The organism is Pseudomonas putida, assembly GCF_026625125.1.
Taxonomy (GTDB): Bacteria; Pseudomonadota; Gammaproteobacteria; order Pseudomonadales; family Pseudomonadaceae; genus Aquipseudomonas; species Aquipseudomonas putida_X.
The window spans coordinates 5,257,309-5,275,507 of record NZ_CP113097.1 but is presented as its reverse complement, the minus strand read 5'-3'; the positions used below and the strand labels follow the sequence as shown (position 1 = coordinate 5,275,507).

At 62.6% G+C, this 18,199-nt stretch carries 18 protein-coding genes; 12 read left to right on the top strand and 6 right to left on the bottom strand.

Translation table 11 applies throughout. The annotated features are described in order from the left end of the window. Positions 1-106 precede the first annotated feature (106 nt). Positions 107-1,321, top strand: coding sequence for a phosphoserine phosphatase SerB (gene serB / locus OSW16_RS24285; RefSeq protein WP_241806261.1), 1,215 nt, complete (start codon positions 107-109; stop codon positions 1,319-1,321). Between the two features lie 69 nt (positions 1,322-1,390). Here the strand turns inward: serB and asd are convergent, their stop codons facing one another. From asd to OSW16_RS24270, 3 genes are read right to left on the bottom strand one after another with little or no spacing between them, the layout of a single operon-like run. Further along, positions 1,391-2,254 carry an archaetidylserine decarboxylase gene (asd, locus tag OSW16_RS24280; RefSeq protein WP_267819128.1) on the bottom strand — a complete coding sequence of 288 codons (864 nt, stop codon included), beginning with the start codon at positions 2,252-2,254 and terminating at the stop codon, positions 1,391-1,393. 9 nt (positions 2,255-2,263) lie between these two features. Next, positions 2,264-3,073, bottom strand: a complete 810-nt coding sequence (locus OSW16_RS24275) for a rhodanese-like domain-containing protein (RefSeq protein ID WP_267819126.1) — start codon at positions 3,071-3,073, stop codon at positions 2,264-2,266. A gap of 44 nt (positions 3,074-3,117) precedes the next feature. Continuing rightward, on the bottom strand, positions 3,118-4,653 hold the full coding sequence (locus OSW16_RS24270) for an HDOD domain-containing protein (RefSeq protein ID WP_267819124.1): 1,536 nt from the start codon (positions 4,651-4,653) through the stop codon (positions 3,118-3,120). Between the two features lie 130 nt (positions 4,654-4,783). On the opposite strand from OSW16_RS24270, the gene motA reads away from it, so the two are divergent. Beyond that, positions 4,784-5,635, top strand: coding sequence for a flagellar motor stator protein MotA (gene motA, locus OSW16_RS24265; RefSeq protein WP_267819122.1), 852 nt, complete (start codon positions 4,784-4,786; stop codon positions 5,633-5,635). Between the two features lie 3 nt (positions 5,636-5,638). Continuing rightward, on the top strand, positions 5,639-6,658 hold the full coding sequence (gene motB / locus OSW16_RS24260) for a flagellar motor protein MotB (protein WP_267819120.1): 1,020 nt from the start codon (positions 5,639-5,641) through the stop codon (positions 6,656-6,658). Between the two features lie 29 nt (positions 6,659-6,687). On the opposite strand, the gene OSW16_RS24255 is transcribed toward motB, so the two are convergent. After that, positions 6,688-7,167, bottom strand: a complete 480-nt coding sequence (locus OSW16_RS24255; RefSeq protein ID WP_267819118.1) for a molecular chaperone Tir — start codon at positions 7,165-7,167, stop codon at positions 6,688-6,690. Between the two features lie 114 nt (positions 7,168-7,281). After that, positions 7,282-8,313, bottom strand: coding sequence for a small ribosomal subunit biogenesis GTPase RsgA (gene rsgA, locus OSW16_RS24250; RefSeq protein ID WP_241806254.1), 1,032 nt, complete (start codon positions 8,311-8,313; stop codon positions 7,282-7,284). Positions 8,314-8,473: 160 nt separating this feature from the next. Between rsgA and orn the strand changes: the two genes are divergently transcribed. Together orn and OSW16_RS24240 are read left to right on the top strand one after the other, a co-directional pair. Next, on the top strand, positions 8,474-9,016 hold the full coding sequence (gene orn / locus OSW16_RS24245) for an oligoribonuclease (RefSeq protein ID WP_241806253.1): 543 nt from the start codon (positions 8,474-8,476) through the stop codon (positions 9,014-9,016). A gap of 93 nt (positions 9,017-9,109) precedes the next feature. Further along, positions 9,110-9,721 (top strand): trimeric intracellular cation channel family protein, encoded by a 612-nt coding sequence (locus OSW16_RS24240; protein ID WP_003249516.1) that lies wholly within the window; start codon positions 9,110-9,112, stop codon positions 9,719-9,721. 27 nt (positions 9,722-9,748) lie between these two features. On the opposite strand, the gene queG is transcribed toward OSW16_RS24240, so the two are convergent. Then, a complete protein-coding gene (queG, locus tag OSW16_RS24235) occupies positions 9,749-10,813 on the bottom strand; it encodes a tRNA epoxyqueuosine(34) reductase QueG (protein WP_241806252.1) in 1,065 nt (354 codons plus the stop codon). 65 nt (positions 10,814-10,878) lie between these two features. Between queG and OSW16_RS24230 the strand changes: the two genes are divergently transcribed. The 7 genes from OSW16_RS24230 to hflX all read left to right on the top strand — a co-directional run bounded on the left by OSW16_RS24230 (position 10,879) and on the right by hflX (position 18,185). After that, the gene (locus tag OSW16_RS24230) at positions 10,879-11,739 is read left to right on the top strand and encodes an NAD(P)H-hydrate dehydratase (RefSeq protein WP_267819115.1); all 861 of its coding nucleotides are present in this window, start codon (positions 10,879-10,881) and stop codon (positions 11,737-11,739) included. After that, entirely contained in the window at positions 11,727-12,200 is a 474-nt protein-coding gene (tsaE, locus tag OSW16_RS24225; protein WP_267819113.1) for a tRNA (adenosine(37)-N6)-threonylcarbamoyltransferase complex ATPase subunit type 1 TsaE, read from the top strand. The genes OSW16_RS24230 and tsaE overlap by 13 nt, the downstream gene beginning before the upstream one ends. Before the next feature lie 11 nt (positions 12,201-12,211). Then, positions 12,212-13,645: an N-acetylmuramoyl-L-alanine amidase gene (locus OSW16_RS24220; protein ID WP_267819111.1), complete on the top strand. Its 1,434-nt coding sequence runs from the start codon at positions 12,212-12,214 to the stop codon at positions 13,643-13,645. Further along, on the top strand, positions 13,642-15,543 hold the full coding sequence (gene mutL, locus OSW16_RS24215; protein ID WP_267819109.1) for a DNA mismatch repair endonuclease MutL: 1,902 nt from the start codon (positions 13,642-13,644) through the stop codon (positions 15,541-15,543). Before OSW16_RS24220 ends, mutL begins: the two co-directional genes overlap by 4 nt. Before the next feature lies 1 nt (position 15,544). Then, entirely contained in the window at positions 15,545-16,516 is a 972-nt protein-coding gene (gene miaA / locus OSW16_RS24210; RefSeq protein ID WP_241806247.1) for a tRNA (adenosine(37)-N6)-dimethylallyltransferase MiaA, read from the top strand. Between the two features lie 94 nt (positions 16,517-16,610). Next, positions 16,611-16,871 (top strand): RNA chaperone Hfq, encoded by a 261-nt coding sequence (gene hfq, locus OSW16_RS24205; protein WP_003258160.1) that lies wholly within the window; start codon positions 16,611-16,613, stop codon positions 16,869-16,871. A 12-nt stretch (positions 16,872-16,883) separates the two neighbouring features. Continuing rightward, positions 16,884-18,185, top strand: coding sequence for a ribosome rescue GTPase HflX (gene hflX, locus OSW16_RS24200; RefSeq protein ID WP_267819103.1), 1,302 nt, complete (start codon positions 16,884-16,886; stop codon positions 18,183-18,185). Positions 18,186-18,199: the final 14 nt, after the last annotated feature.

The window sequence follows — 18,199 nt, the reverse complement described above, 5'->3', positions numbered from 1 at the left end:
CTGCGCAGTATAGCGACCCGAGTTTTGTCGGCAAAGTATCGTTGGCGCCCGATGGTCACGGAAAATCGGTAGAATGCGCATTTTTCATCGAAGTCGGAGCCAGGTTGTGCGCGAAATCGTTCTGATCAACATCACCGGTGAGGACCGCCCGGGTCTCACTGCCGCCATCACCGGCGTCCTCCTCCAGGGCGGTGTGAACATTCTCGACATCGGCCTGGCTGTCATGCATGGCACCCTGTCGTTCGGCATTCTGGTCGATATTCCGGACAACGAAGTGGCCACCAGCCTGTTGCAGAGCGTGCAGTCCAAGGCCCATGAGCTGAACCTGCAGGCCCGCTACACGCCGATTTCCGAGTCTGATTACCAGCACTGGGCCGATGGCCAGGGCGAAGCCCGCTATATCGCTACCGTTCTCAGCCGCAAGATCACCCCGCAGCAACTGCAGCGTGTCAGTGCAGTCATCAGCCAGTACGGCCTGACCATCGAGCGTATCGAGCGGTTGTCTGCGCGTGTTGCGCTGGGCGTGCAGAGTGAGCATGGCAAAGCTGCCCTGGAAATTTCCGTGCGCGGAGAGCCAAGCGATGCCCAGGCCCTGCGTGCCGACTTCTTTGCCTTGTCCGAAGCGTTGAACATCGATATCGCCTTCCAGAAGGACGACCTGTTCCGTCGCAACCGCCGCCTGGCGGTGTTCGACATGGATTCGACCCTGATCGAAGCCGAAGTCATCGATGAACTGGCCAAGGCTGCCGGCGTCGGCGAGCAGGTGGCGGCGATCACCGAGCGGGCAATGCGCGGCGAACTGGACTTTCGTGCCAGCTTCAAGGAGCGCATGGCGCTGCTCAAGGGCCTGGACGTTGGTGTGCTGGACCAGATCGGTGCTTCACTGCGCCTCACCGAAGGTGCCGAGAACCTGTTCGCCGAGCTCAAGCGCATGGGCTACAAGACTGCGATCCTCTCGGGTGGATTCACCTACTTTGCCAAGCAGGTGCAGGCGCGCCTGGGCATCGATTATGTGTTCGCCAACGAACTGGAAGTGGTTGATGGCAAGGTGACCGGCGTGGCGGTCGAGCCCATCGTCGATGCCCAGCGCAAGGCAGAGCTGCTGCAGCAGTTGGCGAGCGAAGAGGGCCTGCAACTGGAGCAGACCATTGCCGTAGGCGACGGTGCCAACGACCTGCCGATGCTGTCGCTGGCCGGTCTGGGCGTCGCCTTCCGCGCCAAGCCGCTGGTACGTCAATCGGCCAAACAGGCCATCTCGACCCTTGGGTTGGACGGCGTGCTCTACCTGCTGGGGCTGCGCGACCGCGACGCGCGGGGCTGACACAAACCTCGCTGACAAAAAGGCCCTGCATGGCTACAGCCATGCAGGGCCTTTTGGTTTTGGGCAGAATCAAGCCTGCGCGGGAACCGCCAACAGCTCACCCATGCGCGTTGCCGAACCGGCACCCAGGGTTTCAGCCCACTTCACCTGCTCCGGCCCGAACAGCACGATAGCCGTGGAGCCCAGCTTGAAGCGGCCCAGTTCCGCACCCTTCTCCAGATGGATCGGCGCACGGCTGCCTTCGTCATAACGGAAGGTTTTAAGTTCGCGCTTAGGCGGGGTGACCAGGCCGGCCCACACGGTTTCGATCGAGGCAACGATCATCGCTCCCACCAGCACCACGGCCATCGGCCCGCGCTCGGTGTCGAACAGGCACACCACACGCTCATTGCGGGCAAACAACTCAGGGACGTTTTCTGCAGTGGTCTGGTTCACCGAGAACAGGCGACCTGGCACATAGACCATTTCGCGCAGGGTACCGGCCAGCGGCATGTGCACGCGGTGGTAGTCCTTCGGCGACAGGTAGATGGTTGCGAATTCGCCACCCATGAACGGGGCGGCCAGGGCCGGGTCGCCGCCGAGCAGCTCCAGGGCGCTGAAGCTGTGGCCCTTTGCCTGGAAGATGCGACCGTGTTCGATCGGGCCCAGCTGGCTAACAGCACCATCGGCCGGGCAGAGAATGGCCCCCGGCGTTTCGTCCAGCGGACGTGCACCCGGCTTGAGGGCCCGGGTGAAGAAGGCATTGAAGTGCTCGTAGGCGGTGAGGTCTTCGACCAGTGCCTCGCTCATGTTCACCTGGTAGCGCTTGGCGAACCAGGCGGTGAAGGCATTCTTGAACCAGCGTGCGCGGCACTCGGCGACGCAGCCGGCCAGCCGCGACAGCAGATGGTGCGGCAGCAGGTACTGGCTGATGATGAACAGACGGGATTTCATGCAGGTTCCTTAAACTTCTACAGGCGTGTCCGGATGGTTGCCCCATTCGCTCCACGAGCCGGCATAGGCCTTGACGCGTGGGTAGCCGAGGGCTTTGGCCACCAGGTAGGTAAAGCCGGAGCGGCGGTGGGACTGGCAATGGGTGATCACCTCCTTGTCAGGGGTGATGCCCAGTTGCTGGAGGACTTGGGCAATGTCCTTGCGGATGCGCAGGTGGTCGTTGAGGTCCATGCCTGCCGTCCATTCGAAGTTGATCGCGCCGGGTATATGGCCGCCTTTGGCTGCCAGGACCTTTTCACCGGAGAATTCTTGCGGGCCGCGGGCATCCCAGATCACCAGGTCATCGGCGCCCAGGCGGCTTTGCAGGTATTCGCGGGTAGCAGTCGGTTCGCCATGCAGCTGCAGGCGTACCGGTACGGAGGCGGGCGGCGGCACCTCGGTCGAGAGCTTGTCCGCCGGCCAGGCCTGGATGCCGCCATTGAGGTAATGGCAGGCCTTGTGGCCGATGACGTCGAGCAGCCAGATGAAGCGCCCGGCCCAGCCGCCGCCCTCATCGTCGTACACCACGTACACCGCATCGTCCCGGTGGCCGAGTTCGCTGAACAGTTTTTCCAGCTCGCCAATGGCCGGCAAAAGCCCCGGCGCGGGCGGCAGCCCCAGCTGGGTGCGCTTGCCTTCGACGAAGCGGGCGCCGGGGATATGACCGCTGACGTAGCGGTTGGCGCTACTCAGGTCGACCAGGATCAGCTGGGGGGACGCCAGGCGCGCAAGCAGGTCCGCAGGCTCGATCACCAGCGGTAGTCCGGCAAAATCAGTCATCCACGGTCTCCAGTGTGGAAAGAGGGGCGATTGTAGCGCAAGGGTCAGGCATTGCGGTTGGCAAACGCCGCAAGGGCGCGCTCGATACATTGCGCGGTTTTACCGAATGCTTGAACGCTGACATCTGCCATCGGTTTACCGCCTTGGTCGGCCACTGCCAGCATCAGCACCTGGTTGTTCACGGCCAGCGAACGCAGCAACAAGTGTTCGCCACGGAAGAATGCCCGCAATGGGGCGGGCAGCAGGGCCGCGAACTGCGCATGGTTGTCTGGCGACAGGCGCAGCTGGGCGGCCTGGCCGACCAGTTTCTGCAACAGCTTGCTCTGCGTGACGGGCAGGGCGATGGTTGCCGCCTCCTTGGGCAAACCGGCCGTTTGCTGTACGCGCAGGTAGTCACTGGCCTTGTCCAGGGTCAGCAGCATGATGCGCTGCATGCCGCAGGCCAACAGTGCTTCGCGGGCGTGGGTAGCCAGGTGCACGGCATTGGTGAAGGGGCTGGGCTGTGCCAACAGCGCTTGGCACAGCGTGCGCCAATGGCCGAGCGCCTCGCTGGAAGGCGGTGGCGGTGTCAGCATGTCTGGGTGCGGGCGACGCTGGTGCCAGGGCCAGATCAAGGCCTCGGCAGGGTGGAACAGGGCATGCCTGGCGTGCCGGCGGGCACTGGCGGCGGCCTGTTGGTGAACTTGCTGTTGCACGTCCTCCAGTGTGGTCTGCAGGTACAGCGCGGTAAGCAATTGCCAGCGCAGCAGGTGCGGGTTGTCCCAGCCTACCTGTGCCGCCAGCGCCAGGTTGTTGGCCAGCAGCACGGTATTGGCCGGCTGGTTGAACCAGCGGCTCAGTGCCGGCGCCTCATCCAGGCGGTGCTGCTGGCTAAGCAGGTCTTGGTCGCGGGCGATGCTCAGTATCTGCCCCAGTTGCTCACGCTCTTCAAGAAGCATGCGGTAACCCTGGGTGACCCATTGCGACAGGCGCCAGTGTTCGGCCATGGCTTGGCATAGCGCCAGGATGCGCACGCCAAACAGTTCGAGCTCGACCTCTTGCGCCTCTTCGCCCTTGTGGATAACCCGCAGTTCCCACGCGTCCAGCAGCTTGGGGTAGGCCAAGGCCAACGGCCATAGCGGCGAGAGGAACAGCAGGCTACCCCAGTGAATTTCCTGCCACAGCCGTGCAAGGCGGCTGGCGAACAGGCCGCTGGCCTGCTGCGAAGCATGTTGGCTGATCAGCAGGAACTGGCGCAGCACCGGCGGGATGTCCTCGTCCGGCAGCGCCGGCAGGCGGGTAAGCAATTCCCTGCTGCGTGCCAGGCCCAGCCTGTTCAGGGCGATTTCCAGGCTTTCGGCGGGCTCTGCCTGGCTGGCATTGGCGGGATGATTGGCCTCGCGCATCACCGATAGCACCAGGGCCGGGCTGTCCTGCATCAGTTCGGCGATATCGCGAAGCGAACGGCGGCTATCGTTGATAGCGCTCATGACCCGGTCATAACTCTGCTTCGGCACCGGTACACGAATACCGTCCAGCAGCTTTACCCAGGCCTCTAGCGTACGCGGATTCTGAGTGGGCACCTTGGATTCCATTGGCATTTTGACATCAGTCCGAACTGGCTTTTCGCTTTGAGTGGCTATAGTCTGGCGCAGTTCTGCCGATAAGTAGAAGAAGAGTTTTAAAGCTCCCGTCCCTCATCCTGACCACGACAGCAAGTGCTTTGAACCTATGGCTAAAATTATCGGCATCATCGTCGTATTCGCGAGCGTGCTCGGCGGATATGTACTCTCCCACGGCAAGATCGCGGCACTGATCCAGCCGTTCGAAGTGCTGATCATCGGCGGTGCAGCCTTTGGCGCCTTCATGCAGGCCAACCCTGGTTACATGACCATGCATGTAGTCAAGAAGTCGCTGAAGATGTTCGGCACGCGCTTCACCCACACCTTCTACCTGGAAGTGCTGGGCCTGGTGTACGAAATCCTCAACAAGAGCCGTCGCGAAGGCATGATGGCGATCGAGAGCGACATCGAAGACGCCGCAGCCAGCCCGATCTTTGCCAAATACCCAGCGGTGCTGGGTGATGAACGCATGACCGCCTTCATCTGCGACTACCTGCGCATCATGTCCACCGGCAACATGGCACCCCACGAACTCGAAGGCTTGTTCGACATGGAGCTGCTGAGCATGAAGGAAGAGCTCGAGCACCCGTCGCATGCGGTCAACGGCATTGCCGACGGCATGCCCGGTTTCGGTATCGTCGCAGCGGTACTGGGCATCGTGGTGACCATGGCGTCTCTGGGCGAGGGCGACCAGGCCTCGATCGGCCTGCACGTCGGCGCGGCGCTGGTCGGTACCTTCTTCGGTATCCTTGCAGCCTATGGTTTCTTTGGGCCGCTGGCCAAGTGCCTGGAGCACGATGCCAAGGAAGAGCTCAACCTCTATGAGTCGATCAAGGCTTCGCTGGTCGCGTCTGCTTCTGGCATGCCACCTTCGCTGGCCGTTGAATTCGGGCGCAAGGTGCTGTATCCGAAGCATCGCCCGAGCTTTGCCGAGCTGGAACAAGCCGTTCGCGGTCGCTGAGTCATGGAAAACAATCAGCCGATAATCATCAAGCGCGTCAAGCGCTACGGTGGTGGCCACCATGGCGGCGCCTGGAAGATCGCTTTCGCTGACTTCGCCACGGCGATGATGGCGTTCTTCCTGGTGCTGTGGCTGCTGTCCACCGCCACGCCCGAGCAGAAGATCGCCATTGCCGGTTACTTCAAGGACCCGATCGGTTTCTCCGAGAGCGGAACGCCCTATGTGATCGATCTTGGCGGTTCGCCCCAGCTTGCGCCGGAAAAGACCATCAACCCGGAAGAAAAATCCGAGCCTACGCCCGATACCAGCATCCAGTTGGACCAGGATCAGGTCGAGACCATGGCTGATCAAGTTGAGCGAGAACGCCTCGAACTGCTGTTGCAGGAGCTGCAGAACAAGGTCGAGGAAAATCCGCAGCTGCAGAAATTCAAGGACCAGATTCTCTTCGAGATCACTCAGGACGGCTTGCGCATCCAGATCATGGATGCCGAGAACCGGCCGATGTTCGATATCGGCAGTGCCCGACTGCAGCCGTATTTCGAGGACATTCTGCTGGCCATGGCCGACACCATCAAGGCCGTGCCGAACAAGATCAGCGTCAGTGGCCACACCGATGCCAAGCCTTATTCTGGCAGCGGAGAGTTCGGCAACTGGGAGCTGTCGGCCAATCGCGCCAATGCCGCACGGCGGGCGCTGGTTGCCGGTGGCTATCCGGATGACCAGGTCGCGCGGGTAGTGGGTTATGCGTCGTCTTCGCTGTTCGATCGCAAAGACCCTTTCAACCCGGTAAACCGCCGTATCGACATCATCGTCCTGACCAAGAAGGCCCAGCGCAACATTGAGGGCGAGCAGGGTACGGCGCCTGCACAGCCTAGCCAGCCAGCGCCGCCTGCCGGCGCTGCGCCAGATGCGCCGGCGGCACCTGCTGCGCAGGATGCACCCATGCAACCGCGTGAACTGCGCCAGAAGCTGAACATCTTCGAGGAAGGGACCTTGAAGATGGACGAGCCCAAGGACCCGTGACGGAGGGGCCGCCCAGCGGCCCCAATGCATCAGAACCCCCGCCGGATCTTGGCCTTCAGATCCGCATGAAAGAAATCTGCATTGTCCCGGTCGGCACAGCTTCCGCGTCCCGGGGGTAACGTCATGGCACGGGTGAACGTGCACTCATCGTGATAGGCCCGCACAAACAGGTCGATGTGCTTGCGCTCGCGCATTACCGGCCATCTGCCAAAACACTCCGGTAGCGCGCCGCCGTTGCTTTGATAAAGGCTGACACGGCGGCTGCTCATGACTGCAGCCCCCAGCAGCCAGGGTGTCCACCAGTCGGCGGCGGCCCATTCGGACAAAAGGCCAATCCAGTGGGTTGCATCGCCCATGGATCGGCAGAAGTTGCCATACAGATCTTCGCGGGTCTGCCCTTGGCAGTCGAACAGGACCAGCTGCGTCGGAATGCTTTCGAGCAGCAGGCGTTCATTGAGGATAAAGGCGTCAAGCCGCTCTTCGTGGCGGTAAGTGATTAAAACCGGCATCGCGGTTGCCCTCCCTGATAGGAAGTCATGACCATCAGGGAAAGCAGCAGGCGGGGCAATAGATGACGGCGAAACCGGAAGAGCCCTACGAGGGCGGGTAATATTTCCTACGAATCAGTAGTTGTCATCCGGCAGGCTGGCAATGATCGAGCGGTAGCTGTTCATGCGCTGCTGCTTGATACGGCCATCTTCGAGTGCCCTGAGCAGGGCACAGCCTGGCTCGCGATCATGCTTGCAGTCGCGAAAGCGGCAGGTGCCGAACAGGTCGCGGAACTCGATGAAGCCGTCTTCCACATCATCACGGCTGACATGGCCAAGGCCGAACTCTCGGATGCCTGGCGAGTCGATCAGGTCGCCGCCATTGGGAAAGTGGTAAAGGCGCGCAGTGGTGGTGGTGTGGGTGCCTTGGCCCGACCATTCGGACAGGTCGCCGACCCGGGTGTCAGCAGCAGGCAGCAGGCTGTTGACCAGAGAAGACTTGCCCACACCCGACTGGCCGACGAACACGCTGATATGGCCGTCCAGCATCTGCTGCAGGCGCTGCATGCCGTCGCCGTGGTGGGCAGAGACCTCCAGCAACGGGTAGCCCAGGTCGCGGTACACCTCGAGCAAGGCATGGAGTGCGGGGCCGTTCTCGTCATTGATCAGGTCGGCTTTGTTCAGCAGCAACAGTGGGCGGATGCCCGCGTGCTCGGCGGCGACCAGATAACGGTCGATCAGGTTCGGATGCGGCTCGGGCGCTGGCGCAAAGACGATGACGATGAGGTCGACGTTGGCGGCAACCGGCTTGAGCTGACCGTGGTTGTTCGGCCGGCACAGCTCGGTGCTGCGCGGCATCTGCGCGACGATTACGCCAATGCCCTGGTTGCCGGCACGCCAGACCACGCGGTCACCGGTGACCAGCGCCGGCAGGTTTGCGCGCAGGTGGCAGCGCACGACCTGGCCTGCGGCCTCGCCGTCCTGAGCCTCCACCTCGACCTGCACGCCAAAGTGAGCGATCACCAGGCCCAGTTGCTCCGGCCCCAGGTCACCCCCTTCCAGCTCCTGCAGCGCATGCTGCTCGCGTTTGGCAGCGCGAGCGGCGCGTTCGTTCTGGATCTTTTCGATACGCCAGTTCTGGCGGCGATTGAGCTGGCGTTTGGCCATTAGTGTTCCGTGCGAGTTGCGTGAGAGAGCCGTGGTGGGGCATTGAAAGCGGCATGCAGTTTAGCACGACGGGCGGCGGACCATTCTGGTTACCTTTGCGCCGGGAATGCGCTGGCCCATGCCGCTAGGCTACTATGACGGCCTATACGAGGAGCCCTTCATGCAGAACCCACAGAACCTGATCTGGATCGATCTGGAAATGACCGGCCTGGACCCGGACACCGACGTCATCATCGAGATGGCCACCATCGTCACTGACAGCGAGCTGAACACGCTGGCCGAAGGGCCGGTGATCGCCATCCACCACAGTGACGAAGTGCTGGCGCGCATGGATGAGTGGAATACCCGCACCCACGGCGGCTCGGGGTTGACCCAGCGTGTACGCGAAAGCAAGGTCAGCATGGCCGAGGCCGAAGCGCAGACCATCGCCTTCCTGGAGCAATGGGTTCCCAAAGGCAAGTCGCCGATCTGTGGCAACAGCATCTGCCAGGACCGCCGCTTCCTCTATCGCCATATGCGCAGCCTGGAAAACTACTTCCACTATCGCAACCTCGATGTCTCCACAGTCAAGGAGCTGGCTGCGCGCTGGGCACCGGACGTGCGGGACAGCTTCAAGAAGGGCAGCACCCACCTGGCGCTGGACGATATCCGCGAGTCGATCGCCGAACTGCGCCACTACCGCACGCACTTCATCAAGGTGTGAGTTGGAAGTGGGCGCATAGAATGTGCGTGCGCCCTCTTTTGGTGCCTTGGGCAACTGGTTAGACTGCGCGCCTTTCCCGCACGGACCCGCGCCATGTTGTTGATGCTCTACCTTATCGCCATCACTGCCGAAGCCATGACTGGCGCTCTGTCCGCCGGGCGGCGCGGTATGGACTGGTTTGGCGTGGTGCTGATCGCCTGCGTGACTGCACTGGGTGGTGGCTCGGTGCGTGATGTGCTGCTCGGGCACTATCCACTGACTTGGGTGAAGCATCCGGAATACCTGGTGCTGACCAGCTTCGCCGCGCTGCTGACGATTTTCATCGCACCGATGATGCGCCGCCTGCGGTCACTGTTCCTGGTGCTGGATGCCTTGGGGTTGGTGGCTTTCACCCTGATTGGCTGCATGACTGCGCTCGAGATGGGGCAGGGCATGTTGGTGGCGTCGATCAGTGGCGTCATTACAGGGGTGTTCGGCGGGATCCTCAGGGATATTTTCTGCAACGACATCCCACTGGTGTTCCGGCGCGAGCTGTATGCCAGCGTATCGTTTGCCGCAGCGTGGTTCTACCTGGGCTGTGTGTATTTCAAGGTGCCGGCAGAGCAGGCCATGCTGCTGACCTTGTTTGGTGGGTTCCTGGTGCGGCTATTGGCGATCCGCTTCCATTGGGAAATGCCCAAGTTTCACTACAACGACCAGCAGTGAACGCCTGAGGCTGCTTCGCGCCCCCGGCTACGTTATGCCATGCCGCGCCAGCGCCCACTCCACATGTTCACGCACCAGTTGCGAAGGGTCTTCCCGGCGGGCCTTCAAGGCTTCCAGTACCGGAATCGTCGAAGGCGCATTGCCCAGCCCCACTGCCAGGTTGCGTAGCCAGCGCTCATACCCGGCGCGCCGCAGCGGCCCGCCCTCGGTCTTGCGTAAAAATGTCTTTTCATCCCACATGAACATCTCGGCCAGCTCGGCATTCTCCAGGCCATGCCTGGGCTGGAAGTCGTTTTCCTGGGTGGGTCGTGCAAAACGATTCCACGGGCAGACGATCTGGCAGTCATCGCAACCGAACACCCGATTGCCCATCATCGCGCGCAGTTCCACGGGAATGGCGCCTTTCAATTCGATGGTCAGGTAGGAAATGCAGCGCCTGGCATCCAGCACATAGGGCCCGACAAAGGCCTTGGTCGGGCAGATGTCCAGGCACGCCTGGCAGCGCCCGCAATGCTCGCTGGCATGCGCCTCGTCTACCGGCAGCGGCAGGTCGACGAAAAGTTCGGCCAAGAAGAAATAGCTACCGGCCTTGCGGTTGAGCAGCAGGGTGTTCTTGCCGATCCAGCCCAGCCCCGCCTGTTCGGCAATGGCCTTCTCCAGCACCGGGGCACTGTCGACAAATGCCCGGTAGCCGAACGGGCCGATGTCTTCCTGGATGCGATCGGCCAGGTGCTGCACGCGTTTGCGCACCAGCTTGTGGTAATCGCGGCCAAGGGCATAGCGCGAGACGTAGGCCTTTTCCGGCTGGGCCAAACGTTGCGCCATCTGTGTATCGCCGGGCAGGTAGTCCATGCGCAGCGAAACCACCCGCACGGTGCCAGGGATCAGCTGGTCGGGGTGGGCGCGTTTGCCATCGTGGGCGGCCAGGTATTCCATCTCGCCCTGGTAACCTGCGTCGAGCCAGCGCTGCAGGTGCTGTTCGTGCTCGCCAAGGTCCACACCGGCGATGCCGACGTGGGCAAAACCGAGTTCTCGGCCCCAATTTTTGATCGATTGGGCCAGGGCGGCGAGGTCAAGTGTGCAAGCGGACATGGATGGGCAAGGCAATACGGGCTCAGGTGCGTATAATTCTGCCAGACATTGGAGCCTTTGACCCCATGCCGCAGACCAAACACCCAAGCCATGCCCCGCTCCTGCTCAGCAGCGTGACCGTCACGCGTCTGCCCACCAGGCATCCGCACGCCCATAAAGGTGACTTCGGCCATGTGCTGGTGGTGGGCGGCGACCTCGGTACCGGTGGCGCAGTGCTGCTGAGCGCCGAAGCCTCACTGCGCTGCGGCGCTGGGCTGGTAAGTGTGGCAACGCGGCCCGAGCACGTTGCGCCAGCCCTTGCCCGTGTACCCGAAGCGATGTGCCTGGGCGTGAGCTCGGCCAACCAGCTGATGGGCGTGCTGGAGCGCGCTTCGGTGCTGGTGGTCGGCCCGGGGCTGGGCCAGGCCGCCTGGGGGCGCAGCCTGCTGTCGGCTGTCGCCAATGCCGAGCGGCCGCAAGTGTGGGACGCCGATGCACTCAACTTGCTGGCGCGCACGCCCCTGGCATTACCCAGTGGCAGTATCCTCACCCCGCACCCGGGGGAGGCTGCGCGTCTGCTGGGCATTTCAACCGAGGCGGTGCAGGCCGACCGGGCGGGCGCGGCGCGCAAGCTGGCGCGCCGCTATGCCAGTGTTTGCGTGCTCAAGGGCGCCGGTACCCTGGTGGCGGACCCATCGGGGCAGTTGGCGCTGTGCCAGCGCGGGCATCCGGCGATGGCGGGGGCCGGCTTGGGTGACGTGCTCACCGGTGTGCTGGCGGCGTTGTTGGCTCAAGGGCTGGATGCCTGGTGCGCCGCAGGTCTTGGGGTGTGGCTGCACGCCTGTGCCGGCGAGCGTTTGGGTGTGAAAGGTAGAGGCCTGGCGGCCAGTGATCTGGCGCCGGTCATTCGTGAGTTGTTGGAGGAGCATTCTGCGTGTCTGGCATAACCCTGTTTCTGGCCGATGAACAGGCCACCGTCACATTCGGCGCATCACTGGCCGAGGTGACCGGTGGTCGCGGCATCATCTTTCTCGAGGGGAACCTGGGTGCGGGCAAGACGACGCTGTCCCGTGGCCTTATTCGTGGCTTGGGCCATACTGGTGCAGTGAAAAGCCCGACCTTCACCGTGGTCGAGCCCTACGAGATTGGTGACGTACGGGCCTTCCATTTCGACCTGTATCGCCTGGCCGATCCGGAAGAGCTGGAGTTCATGGGCATTCGCGACTACTTCGAGGGAGATCCGCTGTGCCTGTTCGAATGGCCAGAAAAGGGTGCGGGCGTTTTGCCAAAGCCTGACCTGACCATTACCATAAGCCCCCAAGCGGGCGGACGCTCGCTGATCCTTTCGCCGCAGGGGGCTCGCGGCGAGGCCTGGTGCACTGCGCTGGCCAAACACTATAAACAGTAAGTGGGGTAGGTATGCGCATACGCGCACTGGTCGCTGTAGTTGGGCTGCTGCTGACAGCGGTGACCGTCGACGCTATGGCCGTCACTCAAGTCAAGAGCATGCGCCTGTGGCGCGCACCGGACAACACGCGGCTGGTCTTCGACCTGTCTGGCCCCGTGCAGCATAGCGTCTTCACCCTCAGCGCACCCGATCGCCTGGTCATCGATATCAATGGCGCGACACTGGCGGCGCCGTTGAACGTGTCCACCTCCAATACACCCATCAGCAACGTGCGCTCCGCCCAGCGTACGCCTAACGATCTGCGCGTGGTGGTCGACCTGAAAAAGTCGGTCACGCCCAAAAGCTTCACCCTGGCACCCAACGCCCAGTACGGCAACCGCCTGGTCGTCGACCTGTACGACCAGGAAGCCGATGCCATCGCCGCCTCGGCGCCTGCTGCACCGCCTGCGCCTGTGCAAACCCCGGCGACCACGCCAGCGGTACCGGTAAGCCCGGCCCAGCCCGCGATCAAACTGCCACCTGTACCCAGCGGCAAGCGTGACATCGTAATCGCCATCGACGCGGGTCATGGCGGTGAGGACCCGGGGGCTTCGGGGTCGCGTGGCCAGCATGAGAAAGACATCGTGCTGCAGATCGCCAAGGAACTGCAGCGTCAGATCAATACCGAGAAGGGCTACCGTGCCGAGCTGACCCGTACTGGTGACTACTTCATTCCGCTGCGCAAACGCACCGAGATTGCCCGCAAAAAAGGCGCCGACCTGTTCATTTCGATCCACGCCGACGCCGCACCTTCGCGGGCTGCCTTCGGCGCCTCGGTATTCGCCCTGTCCGACCGTGGCGCTACGTCAGAGACCGCCCGCTGGCTGGCCGACGCGGAAAACCGCTCCGACCTGATCGGTGGCGCGGGTAACGTTAGCCTGGACGACAAAGACCGCATGCTCGCAGGCGTGCTGCTCGACTTGTCGATGACTGCAACGCTCAGTTCCAGCCTCAACGTCGGGCAAAAAGTGCTGGGCAACATGGGCCGCATCACCTCGCTGCACAAACAGCGTGTGGAGCAAGCGGGCTTCATGGTGCTGAAGTCGCCTGACATTCCATCGATCCTGGTCGAAACCGGGTTCATCTCCAACAACAATGAAGCTGCCAAGCTGGCCACGCGCAGCCATCAGCAGGCATTGGCCCGGTCGATCCACACCGGTGTGCGCCAGTACTTCCAGCAGAACCCGCCGCCTGGCACTTACATCGCCTGGATGCGCGACAGCGGCAAGATCGCCCAAGGGCCGCGTGAACACACGGTGCGCCCAGGTGAGACCCTGGCGATGCTCGCCGTGCGCTACCAGGTCAGCGTGGCTAGCCTGCGCAATACCAATAGCCTCAAGAGTGATGAGCTGAAGGTCGGCCAGCACCTCAATATTCCCTCAACGACCCTGGCTTCGCAGCAATGAGCGGCGGTTCACGCATCCAGCTGCTAAGCCCGCGGCTGGCCAACCAGATTGCCGCGGGTGAGGTGGTCGAGCGCCCGGCTTCTGTGGCCAAGGAGTTGTTGGAGAACAGTCTCGATTCCGGCGCCCGACGCATCGATGTCGAGGTGGAGCAGGGCGGCGTCAAACTGTTGCGGGTACGTGACGACGGCAGCGGTATTTCCGCCGACGACCTGCCATTGGCCCTGGCCCGGCATGCCACCAGCAAGATCCGCGAGCTGGAAGACCTTGAAGGGGTGCTGAGCCTGGGCTTCCGTGGTGAGGCTCTGGCCTCGATCAGCTCGGTGGCGCGCCTGACGCTCACCTCGCGCACCGCCAATGCGAGCGAAGCCTGGCAGGTCGAGACCGAAGGTCGCGACATGACCCCGCGAGTGCAGCCTGCTGCGCATCCTGTCGGCACCTCGGTGGAAGTACGAGACCTGTTCTTCAATACCCCGGCCCGTCGCAAGTTTCTCAAGGCCGAGAAGACCGAATTCGACCACCTGCAGGAAGTCATCCGGCGCCTGGCCCTGGCCCGCTTCGATGTGGCCTTCCACCTGCGGCACAACGGCAAGAGCATCCTCAGCCTGCATGAAGCGCATGATGAAACGGCCCGTGCGCGGCGGGTCGGCGCCATTTGTGGCGGGGGCTTCATGGAGCAGGCGCTGCCGATCGATGTCGAGCGTAACGGCCTGCGCCTGTGGGGCTGGGTCGGCCTGCCGACGTTCTCCCGCAGCCAGGCAGACCTCCAGTATTTTTTCGTCAACGGCCGTGCGGTGCGCGACAAGCTGGTAGCCCATGCGGTGCGTCAGGCTTACCGTGACGTCCTGTTCAATGGCCGTCACCCGACGTTCGTGCTGTTCCTTGAGCTTGAGCCCAACGGCGTCGACGTCAACGTGCACCCAACCAAGCACGAAGTGCGTTTCCGTGAGGGGCGTTCGGTTCACGACTTTCTCTATGGCACGCTGCACCGTGCCTTGGCCGACGTGCGCCCGGAAGACCATCTGGCCTCGGCGCCGGCCGCCGCTGCCGAGGTCGTCCGCCCGTCGGGGCTACAGGCGGGCGAGTTCGGCCCGCAAGGCGAGATGCGCCTGGCCTCGCCTGTGCTCGAGCAGCCCCAGGTGCCCCAGCATTCGATTTCCAACGGCGGCAGTGGCGCCGGTTACCAGTATCAGTACAGCCCCCGCCCATCGCAGCCGTTGCCCGCTGCCGAGGCCCAGGCGGTCTACCGCGAGTTCTACAAGCCACTGAACGATGACGCCGCTGCGCCTGCGTCGTTGCCGCAGAGCCAGGGCGACATCCCGCCATTAGGCTATGCCCTGGCTCAGCTCAAAGGCATCTACATCCTCGCCGAGAACGCTGCCGGCCTGGTCCTGGTGGACATGCACGCAGCCCACGAGCGGATCATGTACGAGCGGCTCAAGGTGGCGATGGCCAGCGAGGGATTGAGTGGGCAGCCGCTGCTGGTGCCCGAGTCGCTGGCGCTTAGCCAGCGCGAGGCCGATTGCGCCGAGGAGCATGCCCAGTGGTTCCAGCGTCTGGGCTTCGAGTTGCAGCGCCTGGGCCCCGAGACACTGGCGATCCGCCAGATTCCTGCGCTGCTCAAGCAGGCCGAGGCCAACCGCCTGGTGCAGGATGTGCTTGCCGACCTTATGGAGTACGGCACCAGCGACCGCATTCAGGCGCACCTGAACGAACTGCTCGGTACCATGGCCTGCCACGGTGCCGTGCGTGCCAACCGGCGCTTGGCGATTGCTGAGATGAACGCCCTACTGCGTGACATGGAAAACACCGAGCGTAGCGGCCAGTGCAACCATGGCCGACCGACCTGGACCCAAATGGGCCTGGACGACCTGGACAAACTTTTCCTGCGCGGTCGATGACATGAGCGGCAAGCCCCCAGCAATATTCCTCATGGGCCCGACGGCGGCCGGCAAGACCGACCTTGCCATCGAGCTGACCAAGGTCTTGCCCTGCGAGCTGATCAGCGTCGACTCGGCGCTGGTCTATCGCGGCATGGACATCGGCAGCGCCAAACCCTCAAAAGAGGTTTTGGCTGCTCATCCACATCGTCTTATCGATATTCGCGACCCTGCCGAGAGTTACTCGGCTGCGCAGTTTCGCACCGATGCCCTTCAGGCCATGGCCGAGATCACCGCGCGAGGCAAAGTCCCGCTGCTGGTAGGCGGCACCATGCTCTATTACAAGGCATTGATCGATGGCCTGGCGGACATGCCGCCCGCCGATGCCGGGGTGCGAGCCGCGCTCGAGGCCCAGGCGCAGGCGCTGGGTTCGGCCGAGCTGCATCGCCAGCTCGCCGAAGTGGACCCGGAGTCTGCCGCACGCATCCACCCCAACGACCCCCAGCGGCTGATCCGTGCGCTGGAGGTCTATCAGGTGAGTGGCGAGAGCATGACAGCCCATCGCCAGCGTCAATTCGCGGAAAGTAGCGGCGCAGACGCATGCGCTGGTGGGCATTTGCCCTATACTGTCGCGAGTTTGGCGATTGCTCCCACAGATCGTCACATTTTGCATCAGCGAATTGCGTTACGATTTTCGCAGATGCTGGAACAGGGCTTCGTCGACGAGGTCCGATCGCTGCGAGCCAGAAGTGACTTGCACGCCGGGCTGCCGTCTATACGGGCAGTGGGGTATCGGCAGGTCTGGGACTACCTCGACGGCAAGCTGACTGAGAATGAGATGCGAGAACGCGGTATCATTGCTACTCGCCAGCTGGCCAAGCGGCAGTTCACCTGGTTGCGCGGTTGGTCCGACGTGCACTGGCTCGACAGCCTGGCCTGCGACAATCTGTCCCGCACCTTGAAATACCTTGGGGCCATCTCCATATTGAGCTGAGTCCCTGCTGATTGCCGTCTATTCTTGCGAAGGGGCGGCCTAACTTATCGATTTTTCTGATTTTCTACTATTTATCCTTACAGGAGTGCGGCATATGTCAAAAGGGCATTCGCTACAAGACCCTTACTTGAACACCTTGAGAAAAGAGAAGGTCCCGGTTTCGATCTATCTGGTCAATGGGATCAAGCTGCAGGGCTCGATCGAATCGTTCGACCAGTTCGTGGTGTTGCTGAAAAACACTGTCAGCCAGATGGTCTACAAGCACGCGATTTCGACCGTGGTTCCAGCCCGTCCGGTTCGCCTGCCAAGCCCGTCCGATTCCGAACACGGCGACAGCGAACCAGGCAACGCCTGATAGGAGCCTGCATTGTTCTTTGAGCGCCACGGTGGTGGTGAGCGGGCGCTGCTCGTTCACTTGGAAGGTCAGAACCCTGAGGCGCGCGAAGACCCGCAGGAGTTTCAGGAACTGGCATTGTCGGCCGGAGCCGACATCGTCTCGCTGGTCACAGTGGCAAGGCATCAGCCTACCGCCAAATACCTGATTGGCAGCGGCAAGGTCGAGGAATTGCGCGACCTGGTCAAAGCCGAGCAGGTAGATCTGGTGATTTTCAATCACACCCTCACGCCCAGCCAGGAACGTAACCTCGAACGCGTCTTCGAGTGTCGCGTGCTTGACCGTACCGGGCTTATTCTCGACATCTTCGCCCAACGGGCGCGTACCCATGAAGGCAAGCTGCAGGTCGAACTGGCCCAGCTCGAGCACATGAGCACGCGGCTGGTGCGCGGCTGGACCCACCTTGAGCGTCAGAAGGGTGGTATCGGTATGCGCGGCCCGGGTGAAACCCAGCTGGAAACCGACCGGCGTCTGCTGCGGGTGCGCCTGCGCCAGATCAAGTCACGCCTGGAGAAGGTTCGCAGCCAGCGTGAGCAGGCCCGTCGGGGCCGTCGACGCGCGGATATTCCGTCGGTATCGCTGGTGGGCTACACCAACGCTGGCAAGTCCACGCTGTTCAACGCCCTGACCGAATCCGATGTGTACGCTGCCGACCAATTGTTCGCCACCCTCGACCCGACCCTGCGCCGGCTCCAGCTCGACGACCTTGGGCCAATCGTGCTGGCTGACACCGTAGGCTTCATTCGTCACCTTCCGCACAAGCTGGTCGAGGCATTTCGGGCTACGCTCGAAGAGTCGAGCAACTCCGACCTGCTGCTGCATGTGATCGATGCCCATGAGCCAGAGCGCATGGAGCAGATCGAGCAGGTGCTGGCAGTATTGGGCGAGATCGGTGCCGAAGGCTTGCCGATACTCGAGGTCTATAACAAACTCGACCTGCTTGAAGATGTCGAGCCGCAGATCCAGCGCAATGCCGATGGCAAGCCGGAGCGGGTCTGGGTATCGGCGCGAGATGGTCGTGGCCTGGACCTTGTAGGTCAGGCCATTGCCGAATTGCTGGGGGATGATCTTTTTGTCGGTACCCTGTGCCTGGAGCAGCGTTTTGCCCGCTTGCGCGCGCAATTCTTTGCCTTGGGTGCGGTGCAGAGTGAAGAGCATGACGAAGAAGGGCGCAGCCTGCTGAGTGTGCGATTGCCCAGGGTCGAGTTGAATCGCCTGGTCAGCCGCGAAGGCATGGAGCCGCAAGTGTTTGTCGAGCAACACACTTTGCAATAAATGCCCGCCGAGGT